We start from the raw sequence: 25,264 nt of genomic DNA on the forward strand, positions 1-25,264 counted from the left end.
GACGCCCCCCGCCGGGCCGGGCGTGCTGTTGCGGGGAACCTCCCCAAGCGATGATGCGTCGTCGCCTCGCCCCCGCCCTCGGACGTTCGCCGTGTCGCCCCTGCTCGTGTTCGTCCTGCCCCTCAGCCTGTTCACGACGGGGGACGCCCCGGCGACGCCGGGGGCGGCGCTGGACCTGGGCGGGTGGAAGCTCACCCTGCCGGTCGACACCCCGCGGGCCGGCTCGCCGGACGAGGTGCCGGCGGGGGAACTGGGGACGTTCGTCGATCCGCGGTTCTTCTTCCTCAGCGACCAACCGTCGGGCGTGGCCTTCCGGGCGCCGTGCGGGGGGCGGACGACGAAGAACTCCGGCTATCCCCGCTGCGAACTGCGGGAGCTGACCGCCGACGGGGCGAAACCGGCCGCCTGGGCCACGGGCGACGGCGGCCGGCACACGCTGACGGCGACGCTCGCCGTGACGGCCCTGCCGGCGGTCAAGCCGCACGTCGTCTGCGCCCAGATCCACGACGCCGACGACGACCTGCTGATGGTCCGGTTGGAGGGCCGTAAGCTGTTCGTGGAGCGGAACGACGTCGGCGACGTGCCGCTGGACGGCGACTACAGGCTCGGCACGCCGTTCGAGTTGAAGATCGAGGCGGCGGACGGCGTGGTCCGCGTCTGGTACGAGGGCGAACTCAAGCTGTCGTGGCCGGTGAAGGCGAAGGGCTGTTACTTCAAGGTGGGCTGCTACACGCAGTCGAACGTGGCGAAGGGGGACGCGGCGGACGCCTACGGGGAGGTCGTCGTCAGTCGGCTGCGGGCGGAGCATTCCGAGCCGAATTGAACGCGGGCGGGCCGGCGCCGATGATCGCGGGTCGCTTCGCCCCCCCGCCCCGTGCGCCCATGTTCGTTCGTCGAGCCGCCGTCGTGCTGGCCCTCACGGCGCCGCTCTGGCTGGCGTCGCCCGAGCCGGCGGACGCCGGGCCGGCCCCGGAGACGCCGCCGGACCCGGCGCTGGAGGCTCAGGCCGAACGGGCGTGGGCGGTCGTCTGGGACCGCTTCTTCATTGAGGAGACCGAGACCTTCGCCGACTACCTCAGCAGCTACGAACCGGGGCGGGAGTTGGCCCACCTGCCCACCGCGGCGGAGGTGCGGCGGCAGTTTCCGAACCCCTGCGGATACGGGACCGGGATGGAGGACGGGATGATCCTCGGCGGGGCGCTGCTCAGCGCGATCGTGGACCGGCACGCGGTCACCGGGGACGACGACCTCCGCGAACCGGCGGCGACCGTCTTCCGCGGCGTTCGGCGCTGCGCGACGGTGCACGGCGTGCCGGGGTTCTTCGCCCGGAACGTCTGCCGGGAGGACGGGGAGAGCGTCTACCTCAACTCCTCCCGCGACCAGTACACCCACGGCGTGCACGGGCTGTGGCAGTACCTTCGCAGCCCGCTGGCGGACGACGAAACGAAAGCTCAGATCCGCCCGCTGCTGGCGGCGGCGGCGGACCGGATGATCGCGTTCGCCACGCCGGAGAACGGCTACGACTTCGGCCGGGCCGACGGGCAGCGCTGCCCGCTGGGCATCTGCCGGATGTGGGAGGTCCAGGCCCACGAGGCCGCCCGCCTGCCGATGATCTACGCCGCCGCCTGGGACGCCACCGGCGAGGAGAAATACCGCACGCTCTGGCGGCAATACGTCGCCGAGGCCGTCCGGCAGTCGCGGGAGCCGGCGGAGCACACGCCGGTCTACGCCCTGCTGCAGATGCAATGTTCTCTCGAACTGCTCGGCGAACTGGAGCCGGACCCGGCGTTGAAGTCGGAGATCGACGCCGTCCTGCGGCACGTCGCCGGGATGGCCGAGTCCCGCGGGAAACACGCCTTCGACCGGCTGTTCGGCAAAAGCGCGGCGGAGCGGGCGATGCTCGGCCCGGACTGGCGGACGGTCGACGAGTGGATCGTGCAGGGCGGTTACGACGTGCCGCAATGGGGGCCGTACCGCGACGTCTGGCACGTCACCCGGGAGGCCGGGGAAGCAGCCCTGATCCCGCTGATGACGGACCGGGCGACGCTTCCCGACGCACAACAGGCCCGGCTGCGGACGTTGATTCTCAAGACCGACTACGACCGCACCTCCAGTTGCGGCGTGGTGTACCACCTCGCCGCCTATTGGAAGGCCCGCCGCACCGGAATCCTGCGGGCCGCCCCCGGGCCGGTGGGCGGCGACGACCGGGACGCGGCGGGCGGGCCGATGGTGGTCGACGCGGACTTCGAAGGGGCCTCAGTGCGGGTGTTGGCGATCGACGAGGAGGCCCGGCGGGTCGATTTCACGCCGGGCGGCGACCCGACCCGCGGCTGGCCCTGCTGGTGGTCCTTCCGCCTGGCGGGTCTGACGCCGGGCGAACCGATCACGCTACGACTGCGGGGTTCGGACGCCGTCGTCGGGACCGCGAAGCCGCTGGCGGCCTCGTGGGCCATGCCGACCCGGGCGACCTATTCCGACGACGGCGCAATCTGGCGGCACACGGAGGCCGGTCGGCGGGAGGGCGAGTGGATGATCTACTCCGTCACTCCGGAGGGGGACTCGGTGCAGGTCGCCTGGGGGCCGCCGTACACGCCGACGGACGCCGCGAACTGGGTGCGGGCGATGGGCGAGCGGTCGCCGCACGCGACGGCGACGGAACTGTGCCAGTCCGGCGAGGGGCGGGCGGTGCCGATGCTGCACGTCCGCGAGGGCGATTTGCCGAACGAACGGCGGTTCGGCGTCTGGGTGCAGGCCCGGCAGCACGCCTGGGAAAGCGGGTCGAGTTGGGTCGCCCAGGGCTTCGGCGAATGGCTGCTGAGCGACGACGCGGACGCCGCGTGGCTGCGTCGGCACGCGGAGGTGTTCCTCGTCCCGGTGATGGACGTGGACAACGTCGCCACCGGCAACGGCGGCAAGAACGCCCTGCCCCACGACCATAACCGCGACTGGTCGGACAACGCCCGCTGGAAGGAGGTCATCGCCGCCCGCCGCAAGATCGCCGGCCTGATCCGCGAGGAGCGGATGGACGTCTTTCTCGACCTACACAATCCGGGGCCGGGCGACCAGACGTTCTTCTACGTCCTGCCCGCGGAATATCTTCAGGCCCCGGCCGTCGACCTGCGGGATCAGTTCGTCGAACGGACCTACGCCCGCTTGCAGCGGCCCGGGGCGGCCATCCCCGCCAGCGGCAAGACGAAGGCGACCGGCCCGGATTACCACCCGCTGTGGCGCCAGATGAGCGCCACCTGGGTGAACCTGCACGGCAACCCGCACACGGTCAGCCTCTGCCTAGAGACCGCGTGGAACACGCCGGGCAGCACGACGGTCGGCTATCGTGCCGTCGGCGCCGACCTCGCGGCGGCCGCGGCGGCGTACCTCCGCGAGCGTCCCGCCCGCCCCTGAGCCGCCGCTCTCCGCACCCCCTTCCGGTCCTGATCTCATGCGTATCGCCCTCGCCCAGATGGACTGCGTCGTCGGCGACGCGGCGGCGAACGCGGCCAAGATCGCCCAGTTTGCGGCCGAGGCGCAGGCAGCCCGGTGCGAGGTCCTCTTCCTGCCGGAGTTGGCGACCACGGGCTACGCGGCGGACGCCGCGACGGCCGGGGCCGGGGCGGAGGCGGAGGCGGTGCGGAACGCCGCGGGGGAACACGGGATCGCCGTCGTCTGCGGCTGGGCGGAACAGGCCGGCGAGACGCTGCACAACAGCCTCACGGTCGTCGACGCGGCCGGGGAGCCGGTGGCGGGGTATCGAAAACTGTTTCTGTTCGACGGCGCCGGGGCGTGGGAACCGGGCACGTTCAAGCCCGGCACGGAGCACGTCGTCGCGGAGTTCGCCGGGCGGCGGTGGGGATTGTCGATCTGCTACGATCTGCGGTTCCCGGAGCTGTACCGCGTGCTGGCCGACCGGGGGGCGACGGCACTGGTGAACTGCTCCGCCTGGCCGAACGTGCGGTGGCAGCACTGGGACCTGCTGACCCGGGCTCGGGCGGTGGAGAATCAAGCGTTTTTCATCGGCGTGAACCGCTGCGGGACCGACCCCCAAAACTCGGGCGGGCCGCTGACGATGGCCGGCCGCAGCCGGGTGGTGGCGCCGACGGGCGAGCTTCTCGTCGAGGCCGGCCCGGACGAGGAGGAACTGCTGATCGCCGACCTGGACTTCGCCGCGGTCGACGCATTCCGCCAGTTGCTCCCCGCCCTGCCCGCCCGCCGGCCGGAGCTGTACGCGGGACACTGAGGGAGGCCGGGCGACGGTGGCGGGGCAGACGGGGACCGTGGGAGGATGGGGGTTCGCTCCCTCTCGCCGCGCTCGCCGCATGTTCGCCTCCCTGCTCCTGTCCGCCGCCGTACTCGCCGCGGGTCCCGCCGACGACGCCGGCGCCGTCCCCGACGGAGCCTCTCCGGCCGAGCGGCCGAACGTGTTGCTGATCCTCGCCGACGATTTGGGAGTGGAGGCGCTGGGCTGCTACGGCGGCGTCTCCTACGAGACGCCGAACCTGGACCGGCTGGCCGCGGGCGGGCGGCGGTTCGAGTTTTGCTTTTCCAACCCCCTCTGCTCCCCCTCGCGGGCCGAACTGCTGACCGGCCGCGAGCCGCTGCACAACGGCATCCGGCGGGTAATCTACGACCCGAAGAACCACCGTGAATTCCTCGATCCGGCCCGGGAGCAGTCGGTCGGAAACCTGTTCCGGGACGCCGGTTACGCCACGGCGGCGGCGGGCAAGTGGCAGTTGTCCTTCCTCACGGAGCGGGACACCCCGGCGGGGCTGGGCTTCGAACGCTCCCAGTTCTGGCCCATCCAGATCGACGGCGCCCGCACATCGCGGTACGCGGAGCCCTCGTTTTGGGGCGACCGGCCGGACGGCACGCGGGGCGGCTGGTCGGTCCCCGGCGGGTACGGGCCGGACGGGTACAACGCCTTCGTCCGCGGACAGATCGACCGGGCCCAGGCCGCGGGCCAGCCGTTCTTCATCTACTACGCGATGCTGCTGCCCCATTTCCCCTGGGAGCCCACGCCGGGTTCCGAGGACCCGCTGAAGCGAACCGCATCGCTCGCCTCCAGCGACCACGGCGACATGAAGTATTTCCCGGACATGGTCGCCTACATGGACCGCCTCGTCGGGCGGACGCTGGACCATCTGGAACGGACGGGGGCGCTGGAGAACACGGTCGTCGTGTTCCTCGGCGACAACGGCTGCCAGCAGGGGATTATTTCGGAACGAAGGATCGACGGGCCCCACGGCCCGCGGACGGTGACGGTCAACGGCGGCAAGGGCACGCTGACGGACGCCGGCACGCACGTGCCGCTGATCATCTCCTGGCCGGGGACGATCCCGGCCGGGGTCGACGACGGGCTGGTCGAGTTCAGCGACGTGCTGCCGACGCTCGCGGACTTGTGCGACCTGCCGACGCCCCGCAACCCGATCAACGGCGTGAGCTTCGCCGACCGGCTGGGCGTTCCCGGGATGCCGGAGCGGCCGGACCGGGACTGGGTGCACATTCAGGACAAGGCCCAGCGGCAGGTGCGGTCCCGCACGCACATGCTGAACGAGCGGGGGCAGTTCCGCCCCGTCGTACCGCCGGGGTCGAAGCCGGCCCCGCCGTTGAGCGAGCCGCTCTCGCCGGAGTTGCAGGCAGAGCGCGACCGCCTCGCCGCCGCACTGAAGGCCGTGGAGACATTCGACGGCCCGTGAACGCTCCGTCGCGGCGGACGTTCTCTCACCGTTCCTTACCCCCGCTGAAAGCCGCCCGTGGGCGTCATCGCCGATTTCGTCTCCGCCGCGAACGCCGGCGAGCTGCCGCGGGCCGTATGCCGATTGGAGAGCGGGTGGGTGGTGCTGGGCGATCCGCAGGTGTTGCCGGGCTACTGCGTGCTGTTGGCGGACCCGGTGGTCGGCACGTTGAACGATCTGAGGGGCGACCGGCGGGCGGCGTACCTGGCGGACATGGCCCGCGTCGGCGACGCCGTGCTGGCCGTCACCGGCTGCGTGCGGGTGAACTACGGCATTCTCGGCAACGTCGCCCCGGAGCTGCACGCCCACGTCTTCCCCCGCTACGCCGACGAACCGGACGACCTGCGGCTCAAGGCGGTCTGGCACTACGAATGGAACGTCGCCCCGCCCTTCGCCGAGGCCGAGCACGGCGCTCTGCGGGACCGGTTGCGAGCCGAACTGGTTGATCCGCCGTCCTGAGCGCGGTCGGTCGCAACGCTCGGCGGCCGGCGGCAGACTACGACCGCCTCCATTCGAAAGTGCCGATGTCTTCGTTCCCGCCCGCGGCCGTTCTATTCGCCCTGACCTTCGCCGTGGCGGCCGCCGCGGAGCGGCCGGACGTCGTGGTGGCCGACTTCGAAGCCGCCGACTACGGCGAGTGGACGACGACCGGCGAGGCCTTCGGCGACGGCCCCGCCGCGGGGACGCTGCCGGGGCAGATGCAGGTCGACGGTTTTGAGGGCCAGCGGCTCGTCAACAGCTTTCACGGCGGCGACGGGGCGGTCGGCACGCTGACCTCCCCGCCGTTTGAAGTCTCGCGGGACCACCTGAACCTGCTGGTCGGCGGCGGCGGGTACGAGGGCGAGACCTGCGTGAACCTGCGGATCGACGGCAAGGTCGTGCGAACCGCCGTCGGCCCGAACCTCCGGCCCGGGGGCCGCGAGCGACTCCTGCCGCGGACGTGGGACGTGAGCGAGTTCGCCGGCCGCACCGCCCGCATCGAGATCGTCGACGCCCGCCGCGGCGGCTGGGGGCACATCAACGTCGATCAGATCGTGCACTCGGACGCGGCCGCGGACGTCCCCCCGCCGCCGGTGACGCTGGAGCGCCCGCTCGTCGTGGACGGTTCGCACCTGCTCGTGCCGATCGCCAACCCCGGCGCCGGCGGGGAGACCGTGCGGCTGGGGCTGTTCGACGGGGATCGGGCCGTGCAGACCTTCAACGTCTCCCTGCCGCTCGACGGCGAACCGAACTGGACCGCCGCCTACCCGCTGAACCATTTCGATGTCGCCGGCCGGACGCTCACGCTGAAGACGGCGGGCGAGCCGGTGAACCCGCACGTGGCCGCCGCGTTCGAGGCGATCGCCGTCGGCCCGGAGAGCCGGGCGCTGGGGCCGGCCGACTGGACCCGGCCCTACCGCAACGCCTTCCACCTCGCCCCGCGGCGGGGGTGGAACAACGACCCGAACGGCCTCGTCTATCACGACGGGCTGTGGCACGTCTTCTACCAGTACAACCCGTTCGGGATCGAATGGGGCAACATGCACTGGGGGCACTACACGAGCCCGGACCTGACCGCCTGGACCGAACGGCCGATCGCCCTGTTCCAGAACGGGCCCGACGACGCGATGTTCTCCGGCGGCGGGTTCGTGGACGCGAAGAACTCCGCGGGGCTGGGCGCGGGGCGGCTGTTCGTGGCCTTCACCAGTACCGGCCGTGGCGAGTGCCTGGCCCACAGCGCCGACGGCCTGACGTTTACGGAGTTGCCGGAGAACCCGGTCGTGAAGCACACCGGCCGCGACCCGAAAATCTTCCGGCATGAGCCGACGGAGCATTGGGTCATGGCCGTCTACCAGCAAGAAGAAACCGCCGAGACCCGGGCCGTGCCGCAGTCCCCGGCGTCGGCAGCCCGCGAGGCCGACCTGCGGACGGCCCAGATCGCCTTCTACCGCTCCGCGGACCTGCGAACTTGGGAACGCACGGGCGCCTTCACCCACCCGAACCGCCGCAGCGTGTTCGAGTGCCCGGAACTGTTCGAACTGCCCGTCCTGAGCGACGGCGGACCGACCGGGGAAACGCGGTGGGTCCTGTACGGCGCCGACAACCGGTATTTTCTCGGCGACTTCGACGGAAAGACGTTCGCCGCCGACAGCGGCCCGCACGGGGACACGCACGGGGCTTTCTACGCCGCCCAGACCTTCAACAACGCCCCGGACGGCCGCCGCATCCAGATCGGCTGGCTGCGGACGGCGCTGTACCTGGACCGCTTCCCGGACCAGACGGTCAACCAGTGCCTCTCGCTGCCGCACGAACTGACCCTCCACGCGACCCCGGACGGCCCCCGCCTGCGGTTCACGCCGGTCGCGGAGGCGGAGAACCTGCGGACCGACCTGCGGGCAGAGGGCGAGGACCTCTCCGCCGAGCAGGCCGCCGAGTTGCTGACCGCCGCCGCCGCCGCGCCGTCGGAAACGCTGGTGACGTTCGCCGAGGGGGGCCGGCACACGCTGACGATCGACGGCGTCGACGCCAGCTTTGAGGGGACCTCCGCCCGCATCTTCACCGATCGCACGGTCGCGGAGATCTACGTCGACGGCGGCCACCGGTACGTCGTCCGCACCCGCCCGGACGCCGCCTTCCAAGACGCCGTCTCCCGCGTGGCCCCGGGCGATCGGGTCGCGTCGCTGCGGGTGTACGGGTTGAAGTCGATCTGGCCGCCCGCCGCATCAGGGTCGCCCGCGGAGTAAGGGTGCGGGCCAAGGGCAGCCCCCACGGATCGGCGAGGTGACCCGAGGGGGCCGAAGTTCCCGCTTTGAGAGTCGGCGACCCGTTTTTCTCCTCCCCGCCGAATGCGCGACTGCGCGATCGGCGGACGGCGTTACGATCGGAATCGCTCCCGGCGGCGCCAGGCGTCGGGCACAAGCAGGCCCGGGACGGAATCCCGGGCGTAGAACCATTTGACCGTGCACGATCAACTCGAAGCCGTCGCCGATCCCGTCGACTCGCTGTTCTCCGCCTCCGCATCAATCTCGGAACGGGAGCTGGACGGGAGCGCGCTGGCGGACGCCGTGCTGCGTGAGGCGCCCGTCGCCGTGCTCGTGGCGGATCGGGAGGGCGTCGTGCGGCTGGCGACACGGGAGATCGAACGCCGCTTCGGCTGGGCCGCCGGCGCGTTGGAGGGACGGTCGATCGCGGAGTTGATCCCTGATCGAAACGTGTCCCGCCATCGGGCGTTTTGGAGCCAGTTTTTCGAGGCTCCCCGGCCGCGGACCTTTCCCGCCTCCGCGGGGCTGACCGCCCTCTGCCGCGACGGCGAGGAACTGCCGATCGCCCTGCGGCTCGCCCCGCTGACGGTGGACGGGGAATCGCTGGCCGTCGCCGTCATCGAGGACGTGAGCGACGTTCAGGAAGAGGCCGCTGTCTCCCGTCGGCAGGATCGCACCCTGCTGACGTTTCTGAATCACTCCCCCGCGGTGATCTACCTGAAAGACGCCTCCGGCCGCTACCTGATGGTGAACCGGCAGTTCCTCCAGATCTTCGGCCGGACGATTGAGCAGGTCGTCGGCCACGGCGAGGAGGGGATCCACCCGCCGGAGATCGCCGAGCAGATCCGCCGGAACGACCGCGCGGCGCTGGAGGGCGGCAACCCGGTGCGGTTCGACGAAACCGTCGAGCACACCGACGGCCCCCGGGACTACCTCTCCGTAAAGTTCCCGATGCGGGACTCCGCCGGGCGCATCTGGGGCCTGGGGGGCATCTCCACCGACGTGACCGAGCGTAACCGGGCCGTCGCGCAGGCCGTCCAACTGGGCACCCGGCTGGAGATGATCCTCAACTCCGTCGGCGAGGGGGTCTACGGTCTGAATCTGGACGGGCGGATCACGTTCGCCAACCGGGCCGCGGCGACGATGCTGGGCTGCGGAGTGTCCGATCTGGAGGGCCGTCCGCACGGCGAAGCCGTGCGGCACACCCGCCCCAACGGGGTCGGCTATCTGCCGGAGACCTGCCCGATCCTGGCCGTGCTGCGAGACGGGGAGCCGCGCTCGTCGGACGACTGCCTGCTCTGGCGATCGCTGGGCAACAGCTTTCCCGCCGCCTACGAGTGCGCCCCGCTGCGGACCGGCGGGGAGGTCGTCGGGGCGGTGGTGACCTTTCGAGATCTCACCCGCGAGCGGGAGCGCGACCGCGTCCGCCGGGAACTCTCCGCGGCCCGGGCGGTGCAGAAGCGGCTCTACCCCTCCGGCCCCCCGCGGGTGCCGGGGTTGGACGTCGCCGGCGCTGTCTTCCCCGCCGAGGAAGCCTGCGGCGACTACTACGACTTCGTCCTCCAACCCGACGGCACCCTAGCCCTCGCGGTGGGCGACGTCTGCGGTCACGGACTGGGCCCGGCGCTGGTGATGGTCGAGGCCCGGGCCTTCCTCCGCGCCGGCCTGGCCCCCGGCCGCAGCCCGGCGGAGGTGCTGACCCGCATGGAGCGGCAGATTTCCCCGGACCTCGGCCCGCTGTTCCTCACCCTGCTGTTGGGCGTGCTGGACCCGCAGGCCCGCACGTTCGATTACGCCGCCGCCGGCCATGTGGGTTACCACCTGCCGATCGGCGGTCCGCCGGTACGGCTGGAGAGCACCGCCCCGATCGTCGGCCTGCTGCCGGAGCCGGAGGTCGAATCCGGGCCCACGGTGCGGCTGTCCCCCGGCGATCTCCTGCTGTTCCCGACGGACGGCCTGGAGGAGACGATGAACGCGGAGGGCGAGCAGTTCGGACCGGAGCGCATCCTGCAGACCGCCGCGGAGCTTCGCGACCGTTCGGCGGCCGAGATCGTGGCCCGTCTGAACGAAGCCGGGCGGCGCTTTCGCGAGCCGCAGCCGCAGGCGGACGACGTCACGATCGTGATCGTCAAGGTGGAGCGATAGGTCGGGCTCGTCGTGGGCGTCGTTGTGGCCCCGGCGGGGCGGCCGCCATAGTGGCGGCATGACCGCTTCGCTCCTTCTGCTCGCCCTGATCCTTCCGACAGCGGCGGAGGACGGCCCGGCGAACGTTGGCGCCGACCGGCCGTTCGCCGACTTCGACGCGGCGTCGGCCTGGGTGGGAACGACCGGCGGCGGCGTCTTCCGCGACCGCGTCCGGCCGCAACCAATCGAGGGGACGCCGGACTTCTGGTATCGGATCGAGACCGGCCCGGGCACGGCCGAGTTTTTGCTCGTGCGGCCCGCCGACGGGGTGCGGGAGCCGGCCTTCGATCACGCCGCGGTCGCCGCCGCCCTCTCCCGCCGCGGGGGGGAACGGGTCCGGCCGGACGCCCTGCCCTTCCGCTCCGTCACGTTCCCCGACGGCCCGGACGGCCCGGTGCGTTTCCGCGCCCGCGGCGCCCGCTGGGAGATCGACGGGACCGAGGTGCGACGGATCGACGAACCCGGCGACGCGGTGGAGCGGGGCTCCTACGGCGTGGAGTTTCTGAACCGGCCCCGCCCGTCCCGCAGCGGTTCCGAGACGAACGTCACGTTCGTCAATCGCACCGCCGGGCCGATCGCCCTGTTCTGGCTGAACGACGGCCAGGAGACCGGCTACGGACAGATCCCCGCCGGCGAGCGCCGCGGCCAGCACACCTACGCCGGACACGTCTGGCGGGTTCGCGACGCCGCCGGCGAGTCGCTCGCCGTGGTGGTGGGCACGGAGCAGGACGGCGTGGCCGTCATCGACGGCCCGATGGCGGGCTCCGATCCCGAGTCGCCCCCCGCCGCGCCGGAACGCGCCTCGCCCCCGCCGATTCGCCTGCGGGACGGAAACGTGTTCCTGACTGCCACCGGCCGCCGCCTGACGGACGCCGACGCCAAGCCCGTGCCGGAGGGCTATCGAAAGATCCTCTACCGCGGCCCGGTCCTCACGAGCCCGGACGGCCGGACGGTCGCCGTGCAACGGGCAGTCGTCGCCCCGGTCCGCGAGATCACGCTGACGCCCGACGGCGCCGAGCCGATTCGCCTCGACTATCCGAAGCCGGGGGACCTGCGGGACCAATCCACGCCGGTCTTCTTCGACGCCGCCACCGGGGAGCGGGTCGACGTGCCGACGGAGCGGCTGCCGGACCAGTTCTCCCTCGGCCGTTGGCGCTGGTCGGCGGACGGCGAGGAGCTGTTCTTCCTGCACAACCCGCGGGGGCACCGGTTCCTGCAGATCCTCGCCGCAAACCGGGAGACCGGCGCCGTGCGGGTCGTGGTGGACGAACAGAGCGACACGTTCGTCGATTACTCCCAGAAGACCGAACTGCACTGGCTGCCGGTCACAGACGGCGAACCGGAAACGCTGCTGTGGGCCAGCGAACGCAGCGGCTGGAACCACCTGTACCGCATCGACGCCAAGTCGGGCGCGGTTCTCAACGCCGTCACCGCCGGCGAATGGGTCGTGCGGCGGGTGGAGAAGATCGAGGACGGCCGCGTCTGGTTCACCGCCCTCGGCGTGGTCCCGGGGCAGGACCCGTATTACGAGCACCTGTGCCGGGCGAACCTCGACGGGTCCGGGTTCGTCACGCTCACCTCCGACGACGCGAAACCCGGCGACGGCACGCACGAGTGGGAGTTTCTGAGCGACGGGGCGTACCTCCTGGATCGGTTCAGCCGCGTCGACCTGCCGCCGGTGACCGTGCTGCGGGACGCGGAGACCGGCGCCCTCCACTGCGAACTAGAACGGGCCGACGCCGCCGCCCGCCTCGCCACCGGCTGGCGACCGCCCGTGCGGTTCTCCGCGAAAGGCCGCGACGGCGCGACGGACATCCACGGGACCGTCACCTTCCCGCCCGGGTTCGACCCGGACGCCGCGGAGCGCGGCACGGTTCCGATCCTCGACAACGTCTACGCGGGCCCCCACGGTGCGTTCGCCCCGAAGGCGTGGGGCGACGCCCGGCATGTGCGGGAACTGGCCGCGCTGGGCTTCGCGGTCGTGCAGTGCGACGGGATGGGCACGAACTGGCGGAGCAGAGCGTTCCACGACGTCTGCTGGCGGGACCTGGCGGACTCCGGGTTCCCCGACCGCGTGCGGTTCATCCGCGCTCTCGCCGGGGCGTATCCAGCGCTCGATCGGGAGCGCGTCGGCATCTACGGCGGTTCGGCCGGCGGGCAGAGCGCCCTGCGGGCGCTGCTGTCGCACGGCGACCTCTACAAAGCCGCCGCGGCGGACTGCGGCTGTCACGACAACCGGGTCGACAAGTTGTGGTGGAACGAGGCGTGGCTGGGGCGGCTCGGCCCGCACTACGACGACAGCTCCAACGTCCGCGACGCCGCCCGACTGCAGGGCGACCTGTTGCTGACGCTCGGGGGGATGGACCGCAACGTCGACCCCGCCTGCACCCTCGAAACCGCCGCCGCCCTCGAGGCCGCCGGCAAGGAGTTCACCTTGAAGATCTACCCAGAGGGCGGCCACGGCGTCGGCGAGCGGGACGACGCACGCCGACTGCGGGCGGAGTTCTTCCGGCAGACGCTCGGCCGGCGTTGACCCCGCCGTTCAACGAGCGGCGGCGGGCTGGGCGGCGTCCTTCAGCGCCGTGCGGACGGCTTGGGCGACGGCCTTCGCCAGAACCTCGGAGCCCTCGTCCGTGAAGTGCACGTTCCGCGGCTTCTGCCACTTGGCGAGGTCCGCCGAGGCGACGGCGTGCAGGTCGTTCACCTGCACGTCACGGCCCTTCACGACCTCCGCGGCGAGGGCGTTGTACTTCACCGCGTCCCCGCCGATCCGCCCGTGCGAACCCTGCGGCACGGGCGTCGTCGTGGCCCAGATCACCTCGGCCCCGGTCTTCTCCAGGCGATCGAACAGCAGGGTGAGGTTCTTGCGGTACTCCTCCGGCGGGACCTGTTGGGTTCCCTGCTCCACCGGGACGAGTTTGCCCGCGGCGTCCATGTATTTCAGATCGTGCAGGCCCCAGTTGACGTGGATCACGTCCCACTCCTCCTCGCCCAGCCAATCGTCGAGTTGGACGAGGCCGTGTTTCGTCGCGGCGCCGTTGCCGGGGATGCGGTACACGTTCGCCTCGCCGGCCAGTTCCTTTCGCACCGGGTCGGTGTAGCCGATTGAAATGGAGTCCCCGATCAGCAACACCCGCGGCAGCGCGGGGTCGACGGTGGCGGGCGCGGCGGCCGGCGGGGCGAACGCGGGCAGGAGCAGGGCGAGGACGGGCAGCATCGGGGAGCCTTCTGGAACGGGGCGAACGCCGTCAGGATAACGCAACAGCCGACGGCGATCCGTCCCGCAGGCGACGACGTCCCCGTCCCGGCGGCGTGAACCGCCGCGTTTTGCGGTGCGTTCCCGTTCCGTCCCCTCCCCCGCAAAGGCCCGCAGATGTCCGCCGCCCCGTCCGACTCCGCCACCGACCGCCGCCACAGCCTTGCCGAGTTCGTCGCCGCCACGAATCAGCAGGACCGCGGCGAGGGCTTCTTCGAGATGGAACGCGACCGCCTGCTGGAGGTGAACCTCGGCGCCGCCGGTACGGAGGTCTGGATCAAGGCCGGGGCGATGGTCGCCTACACCGGCCGCATCGGCTTCGAGCGCGAGGGCATGCTGGAGCACGGCCTCGGCAAGTTCCTCAAGAAGGCCGTCAGCGGCGAGGGGGCGAAGCTGACGAAGGCCACCGGCCGCGGCCGGCTGTACCTCGCCGACCAGGGCAAGAAGGTCACGTTGCTGCATCTCGACGGCGAGAGCCTGTTCGTCAACGGCAACGACATGCTCGCCTTCGAGCCGACGCTCGGCTGGGACATCAACCTGATGCGCTCGCTGGGCGCGATCGCCGGCGGCGGGCTGTTCAACGTCCGCTTCGCAGGACGCGGCATGCTGGCGATCACGACGCACTACGACCCGCTGACGCTCCGCGTCGAACCGGGCGGCCCGCCGGTCTTCACCGACCCGCAGGCCACGATCGCGTGGAGCGGAAACCTCGAACCGAAGTTCAAAACGGACGTGCAGTTCAAAACCCTGCTCGGCCGCGGCAGCGGCGAGAGCATCCAGATGGAGTTCACCGCCGCCCGCAGCCCCGGTTTCGTCGTCGTCCAACCGTTCGAGGAACGCCCCATGCCCCCCGGGGCGGCGTGAGCCGGATCGTCCGACGGCTCAGCGCACGTCCGGGTAGAACCGGCCGAGCCAGTCCGCCGGGGCGCCGTAGGCCCAGCCCCAGGCGATCGCGAGGTAGGTGACGTTCGCCCGCACCACGCCCCATTCGCGCACGCGGCGGTCGCTGGTCTGGACCGGCGCCGGCAGCTCGCGGATCCGGCCGCGATCCGGCGGCAGACCGCGGTTCATCCGCAGACAGAGGTCGGCGTCCTCCATCACCGGCAGGGACTCGTCGAACCCGCCGACGGCGGCAAAGTCGCTCGCCCGGCAGGCCATTGCCTGATCGCCGAACAGCAGTCGCAGGCCCGAGAAGGCGTAGCGGTGCGGCCGGTAGATCAGCGGGGCGTAGTGCGTCTTGAGGCGGTGATGCAGCGAGGTGAGCCGACTCGGCCCGTGCGGTCCCGTCAGCGTCGTGCGGCCGCCGACGAGCGCCGTGCCCGGCTCCGCCAGCGCCGCGGCGATTGTGGCGAGGTAATCCGGCGGCAGCACGGTGTCCGCGTGCAGGAAGCAGAGCAGTTCCCCCGTCGCCGCGGCGGCCCCGGCGTTCATCTGCCGCGCCCGACCGGCCGGCGACCGCACCACCCTCGCGCCGGCCGCCTCCGCGATCGAAACGGTACCGTCCCCGCTCCCCCCGTCGGCGACGATCACCTCCCCCGGCGGCGGATCGAGCGCGCCGAGATGAGCCAGCGTCTCGGGCAGCGCGGCCGCTTCGTTCAGCGTCGGGATGACGACCGATACGTGACCGTCACTCACGCGTCCATACCCGCCGCGACCAAAGCCCCCTTCAGCGTCCGCCGGTGGTCGCCCTGCTTGCCGAGGGCGGCGGTCGGCTGGGGGAGCCGCGGTTCGCCGGGCGGGAGCGCCCCGCGGGCCTCGGCGGCCAGACGAAAACCGTCGGGGAACTCGCCGACGCCGATCTGGGCGTCGAACAGCGTCGTCAGCCGCCACTGGGCCGCCCGGGCGCCCTCCAGATCGCCGGCGACGACGCGGTCGTAGACCTCCACGACCAACTCCGGGGCGGCGTTCGCCGTAGCATTCGTACCGCCGTGGGCGCCGGCGGCGAGCATCGGCAGCAGGGCCGCGTCCCAGCCGGTCAGGATCGCGAAGTCCGGCCGCTCCGGCAGGATCTGCGAGCACAGCCGCACCATCGCGGAAACGTCCCCGCTGCTGTCCTTCACCCCGACGACATTCGGGCATTCCTTGGCCAACCGGGCCGTCAGCTCGACCGGGATCGTCACGGCGAACGAGGGGATGTTGTAAACCAACACCCCCACCGGACTCTCCGCGGCGAGCCGTCGAAAATGCTCTTCGATCGCTTCCGGCGAGGGCCGAAAATAGATCGGCGCCGTCACCGCGACGGCCGCGGCCCCGCACTCGGCGGCGTGTTCGCACTCGGCGAGCGTCTCCTTCAGGTTCGCCCCGCCCACGCCGGTCAGCACCGGCACGCGGCCGGCGGCGGCCTCGCAGGTGGCGCGGGTCACGAGGCGACGTTCCTCGGCGGTCAGCCGCAGGCCCTCCCCCGTGCTGCCGTTGGCGTACAGGCCGTGCACGCCCTTCCCGATCAGCCAGTTGGCGTGCGAGCGCAGGGCCGCTTCGTCCACGCCGCCGTCGGCGGACCGGGGGGTGAGCGTGGGAACGAGGATGCCGCGGAACACCGGGGCTCAGTCCGAATGAGGAACGACGATTGGCGAGGTCAGAGCCTAACGGGACCGCGCCCGTTCGACATTCGTCGTAGGTCAGGCGTCGTTCGTCAGACCCGCGGTCACCGGCCGCCCGACGAGGCGGACCACGGCGACGCAGACCGCCAATCCGATCGGCAGGCAGATCCATGCCGGCACGCCGAAGCCGACGGGGACGTAGCCGCAGGCCAGTGCGATCAGCCCGACCGTCGCCGCGTAGGGCATTTGCGTGGAGACGTGGTCGAGGTGATCGCAGCCGCTGGCGGCGCTGCTGAGCACCGTGGTGTCGCTGATCGGGGAGCAGTGGTCCCCGAAGATCGCCCCGGCCAGCACCGCCCCGATCGTGCCCAGCATCGCCGGTTCGGCGGCGATCGCCGCGATCCCTACCCCGGGCGAACCGATCAGGCCGGCGCCGAGTTCGATCAGGAGGGGAATCACGATCGCCATCGTCGTCCAGCTCGACCCGATGCTGAATGCGATCGCCGCCGCCAGCACGAAGCCCAGCGCCGGCAGCCAGTGGGCGGACAGGTACGGCTCCGCCACGCCGGCCAGATACGGCCCCGTCCCCAGCACGGTGCACGCCTGCCCGACGGACCAGGCGAGGATCAGGATCACCGCGACCGGGAACATCCCCTGGGCCCCGGCGACCCACGACTCGGCCGTCCCGCCGATCTTCAGGGCCCCGGTCGCCGCGGCCGTCAGGCAGGCGGTCAGGGAGGCCGCCAGCGAGGCGATCAGCAGGGCGGTGAAACTGTCGGCCTTCTCGACCACCAAGCGGACGGAGCTGTCCTCCCCGCTCGGCCACCAACCGGCCTCGCCGGTGGCCTCCAGTCCCGTCGCCCACATCACCGCGGCCAGCAGGAACACCAGCACGGCGATCGGTGCGAGGGCGTTGATCAGCTTCGGCTGGGCGTCCTCGACGGCGACCTCGTCGGCGGAAGCCGGGGAGGAACCGGGGCGGGTCAGTTGCCCGGTCGTCGCGGCCCGGACTTCAGCCCGTCGCATCGGACCGAAGTCCCGCCCGGTCCAGGCGACCGCGAACACGAACGCCAGCAGGTAGATCGGGTAGAAGCGATACGGGATCGTTTCGAGGAAGTAGGCGTACGTCGCCTGCTCCCCCCCCAGCGCCTCGAAGCCCTCGCTGATCGCCTGAATCTCCACGCCGACCCAGGTGGAGACCGCCGCCAGCCCGGCGACCGGGGCGGCAGTGCTGTCGATCAGGAAGGCCAGCTTTTCGCGACTGATTCGCAGCCGGTCCGTCAGCGGCTTCAACGTGCCGCCGAGCAGCAGCATGTTGGCGTAGTCGTCGAAGAAGACCAGGAACCCCAGCCCCCAGCCCGTCAGCTGCCCGCGTTCGCGGGTGCGCGCCCGTCCGCCGACCCAGTTGACCAGCGCGGTGGTCCCGCCGCTGCGGGTCATCACCCCGACCATCGCCCCCAGGAAGAAGGTGAACAGCAGCGTGACGACGTGGTAGTCGTCCACGGCCGCCGGCTGAATCAAGTCCGTGCACATCGCGCGAAACGCCGACAGCGGCTCCCCGCCGGTGAGCACCAGCCCCGCCCCGTACACGCCCGCCAGCAGGGCGAACAGCACCTGACGAAACACGATCGCCAGCCCGATCGCCACCAGCGGCGGGACCAGCGACCAGGCGCCGTACTTCTCCGCGGCGGGAGTTTCCTCGGGCTCTGCCTCGGCGACCGGTTCCTCGCCGTCGAGTTCCTCGGCGGGGGCAGCGACGTCTGCGGGGACCGTCGCCGACGCCTCCGGCTCCTGAGCGGCCAGCGGTCCGGCGTACGTCGTCCCGGCGAGGGCGACGAGCAGTAACGCGACGGTGCGCAACGTCATGCGGATGCAGGCGTGGGGCCGACGGCGTCCGCGGGGAGTGCGGGCAGGCTCACGCGGAAGACCGTCCGGCCGGAAATGGAGCGCAGGTCGAGCGTGCCGCCGTGCACCGTGACGATGCGCCAGCACTTCGGCAACCCGAAGCCCAACCCCCGCCCCGCCTGCCGGCCGGAGAAGAAGGGGTCGAAGGCGTGCGTGCGCTCCTGCTCCGTGAAGCCGGCGCCGTCGTCGCTCACCCACAATAGTGCTCTGCCGCCTCTCAAGCGCCCGCGCAGCCGCAAGCGGTGGGCTCCGGCTTCGACGGCGTTCCGGGCCAGGCTCGCGACGACGACGGCGAGCTGTTCCGGGTCAGCATTCAGAGGGACCGGGGCGCAATCCGTCTCCAGCGTGCACCCGTAGTCAGCGGCGCGCTCCCGCAGGCCGGGCAGCGCCTCTTCGACGACCTCGCCCAGCCAGACCGGCTCCGGCCGCGGCTCCGGCGGGTCGGCGAACAGCAGGGCGTCCGCGATCATGTCGCGGATGCGGAGGGCCTGCTCCGAGATCACCCGCAGTTCCCGGGCCAACGCCGGGTCCTGGCAGTTCCGCAGCAACAGGGAACAGCGCCCGTGGATCGCGGCGGCGGGGTTGTTGATCTCGTGCCCGGCGCCGGCGCAGAACTCCGCCATCGCGGCGAGTTTGGCGTCGCGAAGGCGGTTCGCAAAATCGTCAGGCGTCATCTGTGAGCCCGAAGCGCAAGCGAGGGGAGCGACGCCGAGACCCTCGCTCGCGCTTCGGGCTCACACGAACCTGGACGAACGGGCGTCAGGCCGACGGGGCTTCCATATCGAGCAGGCTGCAGACGCGTTCGAGCAGCGTTTCCACGTCGAACGGCTTGTGGAGGAAGTCGTCGGCGCCGCTGGCCTTCAGGTCGGCGACCTTTTCGCGCTCGACCATCCCCGAGATGCAGATGATCCGGGTGGAGTCGAGGTTGGAGTCGCTGCGGACCCGCTGGCAGACCTCCTGCCCGTTGATGTCCGGGAGCATGATGTCCAGGATCATCACGTCCGGCTTGTACTCCTTGACGGTGATGCCGGCGTCGAAGCCGTTATTGACGGCCCGCACGTCGAAGCGGCCGTCCGCTTCGAGCACGTCGCGGATCAGTTCGACCAGCGATTCGTCGTCGTCCACCACCAGGGCCTTCCGCTTCCCGCTTTCCAGCGAGTCGGTCGGAATGCCGTTTTCCTTCATGAACTTGTACAGGACCTCCCTAGGGATCCTGCGGAAGCGGCTGCCGGGGACGCGGAAGCCCTTGAGCTGCCCGCTGTCGAAGCAGCGAATGATGGTCTGCTGGGAGACCTTGCAGATTTTGGCGGCTTCGCCGGTGGTGAAGACGGTCTTCATCGACAGATCAGTCCGTGATCGGGATTTACGGCCGGACTTCTTCCCCCCCTTCTTCCGGGAAGAGGGCCTCTTATCAGAGGGGTCGGGGGAGGCGCCGTCGCCGGGAGACTGGTTCGCTCCGCCGCCGCCCGTATCGGGAGCGTCGTCGGGCACGTTCGAGTCGCGTGGGGGATCGGGAGCGTCGGGCATGCCGGGCGGGGCCGGGACCCGGGGGGCCCTGTCGTTTGGGGGTGACAGGCCCCGGAGCCGCTTTGGGGGGTTTAGGAAGGGAAGATCACGCCGGTCAAGGCGACTCCGCCCGATTTGACTGATGCCGCGATCATACGTCGCCCCCCCGGATCGTCAACAACCCGCAAAACCCCCGCAATCAACATATCCCCTACTTTCGCGCCGGCTCGAAAAACCGCGTCCGCCCGTCCGTCGCGATCGCCCCATACAGGGGCACGGAGCGTTCCCCGGCCGCGGCATCGCGGCCGGCACGCTCCAGCGCGACAACCAGCACGGACAGGTCGGCCGGGGTGATGCCGCTGATCCGCCCGGCCTGTCCCACGTCCGCCGGCCGCACGCTGCCGAGCTTCTCCCGGGCTTCGTGGCGGAGGTGTTCGACGGCGGCGAAGTCGAACCCGTCCGGGATGCGGACCGCCCCCCACCGCTGCGCCTTCCGCACCTCCACGGCCTGCCGGGCGATGTAGCCGGCGTACTTGGCGCCGATCGCCGCCTGCTCCGCCGCCCGCGGGTCGAATCGCTCCGCCCGCCATTCGGGGAGTTCTGCGAAGGACTCCAACGTGACCTCCGGCCGCCGCAGCCGCTCGGCGAGCGTCTTCCCTTCGATGCGATGCGCTTCGAGAAACGCCTCGCAGCGGGCGATCTCCGCCTCGTGCCGGGCGAGTTGCTCCGTCCGCTCCGGCCCGACCAAACCGATCGCCGCCGCCAGCGGGGTGAGGCGGCGGTCGGCGTTGTCCTGCCGGAGCGTCAGGCGGTGCTCCGCCCGGCTCGTAAACATGCGGTAGGGCTCGTCCGCCCCCTTCGTCACCAGGTCGTCGATCAGCACGCCGAGGTAGCCTTCGTCCCGACCGATCGCCAGCGGCGGCTTCCCAGCGACCGCCAGCGCAGCGTTCGCCCCGGCCAGCAGGCCCTGCCCGGCGGCCTCCTCATAGCCGGTCGTGCCGTTGATCTGCCCGGCGAAGTACAGCCCCCGCACCCGGTGCGTTTCGAGCGTATTTTTGAGCTGCGTCGGCGGGGCGAAGTCGTACTCGACGGCGTAGCCAAGCCGCGTGATGCGGGCCCGTTCCAACCCGCGGATGCCGCGGACGAGCTCTTCCTGCACGTCCCGCGGCAGACTGGTCGAGATGCCGTTGCAATACACCTCGCGGGTGTCGCGGCCCTCCGGCTCGAGGAACACCTGGTGCGAGGACTTGTCGGCGAAGCGGACGACCTTGTCCTCGATGCTCGGGCAGTACCGCGGCCCGGTCCCGTGGATCTGCCCGGAGTACATCGGCGCCCGGTGCAGGTTCGCCCGGATCAGGTCGTGGACGGCGGGGGTCGTCTCCGTGAGGTAGCAGTCGACCTGCGGCTGGGCGATGCGGTGGGTGAGGTACGAAAACGGCCGCGGGTCCGCGTCGCCGGGCTGGGGCTCGCAGGCGGCCCAGTCGACCGACCCGCCGTGCACCCGGCAGGGGGTGCCGGTCTTGAACCGGGACAGTTCGAAGCCCAACTCCCGCAGGGCGCCGGAGAGGCCGGAGGTGGTCCCCTCCCCCGCCCGGCCGCCCTTCGCCTGCGCCTCGCCGGTGTGCATTACCGCGGACATAAAGGTGCCGGTCGTCAACACGACGGCCGGGGCGTGAAAGACCGTGCCGTCGGCGACGCGAACCCCTGCAATCCGGTGATGAGGGAGGGGTGATGGGGAAGGGGTGGCGTCACCGTCGACTTCGTTCCTCCTCCCCCCTTCCTCCTCACTCATCACCAAGCCAACCACCGTCTCCTGCCGGACGCTCACGCCCGCCGCGTCCTCGACGGCAAATTTGACGAAGCGACGGTAGTCCTGCTTGTCGGCCTGGGCGCGGGGGCTGTGCATCGCCGGCCCCTTGGACTGGTTCAGCATGCGGAACTGAATGCCGGTGGCGTCGATCGCCCGGCCCATCAGGCCGCCGAGGGCGTCGATCTCCCGCACGATCTGCCCCTTGCCGACTCCGCCGATCGCCGGATTGCAGCTCATCACGCCGACGGTGTCGCAACTCATCGAGAGCAGCAGCGTGTCCGCCCCCAGCCGGGCCGCCGCCAGCGCGGCCTCCACCCCGGCGTGGCCGCCGCCGATCACGATGACGTCGTGGCGATGGACAGCGGACGAGGGCATAGCGAACGGGGGCGGGGCGAAAGCGGAGCGGAGCGGCGACCACTCTACGGAGTCGCCGGCGGTCCGTCGGGTTCGCCGAGTGTTCGCAGGGACCTCCCACGGGGCCGTCCCACCGGCAAACAACAGGCTTCGATCCTACTCCGCCTCGCTTCCGGAGAGGCGGCGGTGCGAAGCGGACGGGCCGCGACGGAAGCCTGCTCGCTTCAAAGAAAAACGCCCGAGCCGACGAGTCGGCCCGGGCGTCGACGGGTTCGCCGCGGTGGACGGGTGGCGGCCGTCAGACCTCGTTGTTGGGGTCGTAGCCGGGGTTGTTCGGGTCGATCACGCCCGAATCGGACTCGCCGCCGACCGGGGTGGGGTCGGTGGACGGTTCGCGGACGGAATCGCCGCAGCCCGCGAACAGGCAGGGGGCGAGCAGCAGGGCGGCGGCGGTCAGCAAGCGGGCCCGGATCATTGGAACACCTCGGGACAAAGAGTGGAACGGCGCCACGCTAACGTCGCGTCCGCCGCGTCGCCTCCGAACGCGGGTTCGCTGCTCCCAGCGCTTCGGGCTGGTCCCCGCGTTCGGGACGACCGTCGGCTGGCGGCCGACGGGCGCTATGCCTCGCCGGGCGACGCAGCCGCGCCTCAGACGCCTTCGGAGCCCGGCTCCGGGCTCGCCGGGGGCGGTTCGCCGCCGACGGAGGGCTCACTGGCGTCGTCGCCGCAACCGAGCATCAGGCAGGGGGCGAGCAGCAGGGCGAAGGCAGCGGCAAACAGACGGGGGCGCATCGTGGCGGGGTCCTGGAGACGGGGAACGAGGAACGTAACGGGGAACGGTCGATCGGCGGGCTCAGACGCCGCCGTCTTCATCCTCAAGGGCTTCGCTGGGCCGTTCGACGGAGGGATCGGCTCCCATGTTCAACTCGGAGCCGGACTCCATCTCGCCCGGCGTCGGGTTGGCCGGCGGAGCGTCGCCGACGGGGGCTTCGTTTCCCGCGTCCTCGCAGCCCACGAACAGGCAGGGGGCGAGCAGCAAGGCGGCGGCGGTCAGCAGAGGGGAACGGAGCATCTCGGGACCTCGGGGGCGGGGGGACGGGACGACGCCACGCTAGCGTCGCCCGCAGCTCACCGCCCCCCTCTCCGGCCCGATCCGGCCATCGGGTTCACTCGCCGAGCGCGATCTTCGATCCGCGGTAGGCGGAGAGCTGCTTCTGGTCGGTCTCGACCGCGACGCGGAACGCCTCTTGGGCGCCCGACTCGTCGCCGGCCCGCAGCCGGTCGCGGCCGATGAAGTAGTGGGCCTCGCAGCGCTGGGCGGCGGCGGCCCGCTCGTCCTCGTCGGTGATCTTCCCCAGCAGTTCCTCCGCCGTCAGCCGGTCGAGTTGGAACTGGAGCAGGCGGACGACCCAGTCCACGCCGTTGCCGCCGTTGTCCAGGGCCAGCGTGACGCCCGGGTCCTCGGAGCCGTCGCGGTTCAGGGCGATCAGGCTTTCCAGGCGCCACGGGTGCAGGTGGCGGTAGCCGGGGTTGAGCCGCAGGGCGGCGTCGAACTGCTCCAGCGCCTCGGCGTAATCGCCGGAGAAGAAGAGGACGAAGCCGAGGTCGCTGTGGGCGACGGGGTTGGTCGGGGCCTGCTGAACCGCGGTCTGCTGATCGGCGACGGCGCCGCTGAGGTCGCCGGCGAACAGTTTGGCGTTGCCGCGGAAGCCGTAGACGCCCGGTTGGTTCGGGTTCACCTGCAGGCTGCGGTTGAAGTCCGCGATCGCCGCGGTGGTGTCGCCCTGGTCCAGCGCCGCCTTGCCGCGGTTCGTCAGCGCGTAGTGGTAGTTGGGATTACGATCCAGCGCCCGCGTGAAGTCGGCGACGGCGCCCTCGAGGTCCTGCTGGGTCAGCAGGTACATGCCGCGGTTGTTGTAAACGAGCGGGTTCTCCGGGAAGGCGGCGACCATCTGGTCGAAGGCCTCGCGGGCCTGCTCCGGCGTGCCGCCGATCTGCATCGTGTTCGCCCGCTCCGCGGCGCTGGCGAGGTGGTTCGGCAGCGCCTCCAGCGCGGCGGTGAAGTCTTCCACAGCCGCGTCGTACTGCTTCAGATACCGCTTGGCGAGGGCCCGCTGATACAGCAGGTTGCCCTTCGTGTCGGCGTCCAGATCCTCGCGGGCCAGCACTGTGTCGGCGGTGTTGACGGAGACCGTGGCGTGTTCCTCGCGGGCCTCGATCATGCCCAGGTTCGTCATGCCGTACAGGTACGGCAGGTAGTACTTACTGTTCGTGCGGCCGCCGAGGCTGATCGCCTCGCGGGCGTCGGCGATCCCCTCGCGGATCATCTCGGTGTCGCCCCGCTTCAGGCCCAGCTCCACCTTGGCGCTGCCGCGGAAGTACAGCGCCTGGTGGTTGCGGGCGTTCTCGCGGACGGCGGCGTCGGTCTCCTGCACGACGCCGTCATAATCGCCGGCGCGGTACTTCTGCTCCGCACGAGCCACGGCGTCGGCGGCCGGGGCGCCGCCCTGCTGAGCGGGAGCGGGGGCCTCCGAGACCCGCGGCGTCGTCCGCTGGGGTTGGTTCCGACGGAACACCTGGGCCGACGCGGTGTCCGCGGCGAGCAGGCCCGCGGCGAGCGCCGCGAGCGGCGCCAGCTTGCGGAGCGACCGCCCGCTCGACGAACGAGCGGAGTCGGAACGGGCGGGGCGGGCGGGACGACGCCGGAGCATGACTGCGGAACCAGGATGGGAAACGGGAGCGGCGGGGGCGGACCGAGGGGCGCGGTCGTGCCGGATCTGCGGAGAGTAGCGACAGCGCCGACCCGGCAGGAGACGGGGCGGGGCGGATCGATCCGGGCGCCCCCGGAGTACGGGTGATCGCGTTCCCGCACCGTCGGACGCAGCGCCGACGCCGGTTGACGCTGCGCCGCGGCGTCCATACCGTCGCTGCCACCCGATCGGTCCGGAGTCCGGTCGGGCTCGGCCGTCGCTTTTTGCCGGTCGCGTCGGCGATGTTCGGTCCGCTCCGTTGACGCCCCGCCCGCGAGGACGACAATGCCGGACCGGCCCTGCCGCCTCCCCCGCCCCGTTTCGCGTACCTCCCCCGGTTCGCCGCCCATGTAAGCGCCGCGCCCCGAACCCTGGCTCACGTCGTCTACGCCCTCCCTGAGGGCTGGACGACCCCCGCCGGGAACCTCGGCGCCCCGTCAGGTGCGGGGCCTTGGGCGGGCTTCGGCCCGCCTTTTTGTTTTCACACCC

At 71.4% G+C, this 25,264-nt stretch carries 20 protein-coding genes; 9 read left to right on the top strand and 11 right to left on the bottom strand.

Annotated features, from left to right (window positions below; translation table 11 throughout):
* Positions 1-91 precede the first annotated feature (91 nt).
* The 8 genes from CA12_RS20195 to CA12_RS20235 all read left to right on the top strand — a co-directional run bounded on the left by CA12_RS20195 (position 92) and on the right by CA12_RS20235 (position 13,187).
* Positions 92-823 (top strand): polysaccharide lyase family 7 protein, encoded by a 732-nt coding sequence (locus tag CA12_RS20195; RefSeq protein WP_207622052.1) that lies wholly within the window; start codon positions 92-94, stop codon positions 821-823.
* Between the two features lie 59 nt (positions 824-882).
* A complete protein-coding gene (locus tag CA12_RS22640; RefSeq protein ID WP_207622053.1) occupies positions 883-3,402 on the top strand; it encodes a M14 family zinc carboxypeptidase in 2,520 nt (839 codons plus the stop codon).
* A 37-nt stretch (positions 3,403-3,439) separates the two neighbouring features.
* Positions 3,440-4,234: a nitrilase-related carbon-nitrogen hydrolase gene (locus tag CA12_RS20210; protein ID WP_145360933.1), complete on the top strand. Its 795-nt coding sequence runs from the start codon at positions 3,440-3,442 to the stop codon at positions 4,232-4,234.
* 79 nt (positions 4,235-4,313) lie between these two features.
* On the top strand, positions 4,314-5,690 hold the full coding sequence (locus CA12_RS20215; RefSeq protein WP_145360934.1) for a sulfatase-like hydrolase/transferase: 1,377 nt from the start codon (positions 4,314-4,316) through the stop codon (positions 5,688-5,690).
* A gap of 57 nt (positions 5,691-5,747) precedes the next feature.
* A complete protein-coding gene (locus tag CA12_RS20220) occupies positions 5,748-6,188 on the top strand; it encodes an HIT family protein (protein WP_145360935.1) in 441 nt (146 codons plus the stop codon).
* Positions 6,189-6,253: 65 nt separating this feature from the next.
* Positions 6,254-8,452 (top strand): glycoside hydrolase family 32 protein, encoded by a 2,199-nt coding sequence (locus CA12_RS20225; protein ID WP_145360936.1) that lies wholly within the window; start codon positions 6,254-6,256, stop codon positions 8,450-8,452.
* A 216-nt stretch (positions 8,453-8,668) separates the two neighbouring features.
* Entirely contained in the window at positions 8,669-10,615 is a 1,947-nt protein-coding gene (locus CA12_RS20230) for a PAS domain-containing protein (protein WP_165700891.1), read from the top strand.
* Between the two features lie 58 nt (positions 10,616-10,673).
* A complete protein-coding gene (locus tag CA12_RS20235; protein ID WP_145360938.1) occupies positions 10,674-13,187 on the top strand; it encodes a prolyl oligopeptidase family serine peptidase in 2,514 nt (837 codons plus the stop codon).
* Positions 13,188-13,196: 9 nt separating this feature from the next.
* On the opposite strand, the gene CA12_RS20240 is transcribed toward CA12_RS20235, so the two are convergent.
* Positions 13,197-13,871 carry an SGNH/GDSL hydrolase family protein gene (locus CA12_RS20240; protein WP_145360939.1) on the bottom strand — a complete coding sequence of 225 codons (675 nt, stop codon included), beginning with the start codon at positions 13,869-13,871 and terminating at the stop codon, positions 13,197-13,199.
* Between the two features lie 156 nt (positions 13,872-14,027).
* Here CA12_RS20240 and CA12_RS20245 point away from each other — a divergent pair, with 156 nt between their 5' ends.
* Positions 14,028-14,774 (top strand): AIM24 family protein, encoded by a 747-nt coding sequence (locus tag CA12_RS20245; protein WP_145360940.1) that lies wholly within the window; start codon positions 14,028-14,030, stop codon positions 14,772-14,774.
* An 18-nt stretch (positions 14,775-14,792) separates the two neighbouring features.
* Here the strand turns inward: CA12_RS20245 and CA12_RS20250 are convergent, their stop codons facing one another.
* From CA12_RS20250 to CA12_RS20285, 10 genes are all read right to left on the bottom strand, one after another.
* On the bottom strand, positions 14,793-15,545 hold the full coding sequence (locus tag CA12_RS20250) for a TIGR04283 family arsenosugar biosynthesis glycosyltransferase (RefSeq protein ID WP_145360941.1): 753 nt from the start codon (positions 15,543-15,545) through the stop codon (positions 14,793-14,795).
* Entirely contained in the window at positions 15,542-16,447 is a 906-nt protein-coding gene (locus CA12_RS20255; protein ID WP_145360942.1) for a dihydrodipicolinate synthase family protein, read from the bottom strand. Before CA12_RS20255 ends, CA12_RS20250 begins: the two co-directional genes overlap by 4 nt.
* 81 nt (positions 16,448-16,528) lie before the next feature.
* On the bottom strand, positions 16,529-18,316 hold the full coding sequence (locus CA12_RS20260) for a Na+/H+ antiporter NhaC family protein (RefSeq protein WP_145360943.1): 1,788 nt from the start codon (positions 18,314-18,316) through the stop codon (positions 16,529-16,531).
* Positions 18,313-19,029: a sensor histidine kinase gene (locus CA12_RS20265; RefSeq protein WP_145360944.1), complete on the bottom strand. Its 717-nt coding sequence runs from the start codon at positions 19,027-19,029 to the stop codon at positions 18,313-18,315. Before CA12_RS20265 ends, CA12_RS20260 begins: the two co-directional genes overlap by 4 nt.
* Positions 19,030-19,114: 85 nt before the next feature.
* Entirely contained in the window at positions 19,115-19,693 is a 579-nt protein-coding gene (locus CA12_RS20270; RefSeq protein ID WP_145360945.1) for a response regulator, read from the bottom strand.
* Between the two features lie 379 nt (positions 19,694-20,072).
* Positions 20,073-22,046: a tRNA uridine-5-carboxymethylaminomethyl(34) synthesis enzyme MnmG gene (gene mnmG / locus CA12_RS20275; RefSeq protein WP_145360946.1), complete on the bottom strand. Its 1,974-nt coding sequence runs from the start codon at positions 22,044-22,046 to the stop codon at positions 20,073-20,075.
* Positions 22,047-22,323: 277 nt separating this feature from the next.
* The gene (locus CA12_RS22285; RefSeq protein ID WP_165700892.1) at positions 22,324-22,500 is read right to left on the bottom strand and encodes a hypothetical protein; all 177 of its coding nucleotides are present in this window, start codon (positions 22,498-22,500) and stop codon (positions 22,324-22,326) included.
* Positions 22,501-22,673: 173 nt separating this feature from the next.
* Positions 22,674-22,817, bottom strand: a complete 144-nt coding sequence (locus tag CA12_RS22290) for a hypothetical protein (RefSeq protein ID WP_165700893.1) — start codon at positions 22,815-22,817, stop codon at positions 22,674-22,676.
* Positions 22,818-22,878: 61 nt separating this feature from the next.
* Positions 22,879-23,097: a hypothetical protein gene (locus CA12_RS20280; protein WP_145360947.1), complete on the bottom strand. Its 219-nt coding sequence runs from the start codon at positions 23,095-23,097 to the stop codon at positions 22,879-22,881.
* 94 nt (positions 23,098-23,191) lie between these two features.
* Complete coding sequence (locus CA12_RS20285; protein ID WP_145360948.1) at positions 23,192-24,736, bottom strand: tetratricopeptide repeat protein; 1,545 nt, start codon at positions 24,734-24,736, stop codon at positions 23,192-23,194.
* Positions 24,737-25,264 lie beyond the last annotated feature (528 nt).

Source organism: Alienimonas californiensis (assembly GCF_007743815.1).
Lineage (GTDB): Bacteria > Planctomycetota > Planctomycetia > Planctomycetales > Planctomycetaceae > Alienimonas > Alienimonas californiensis.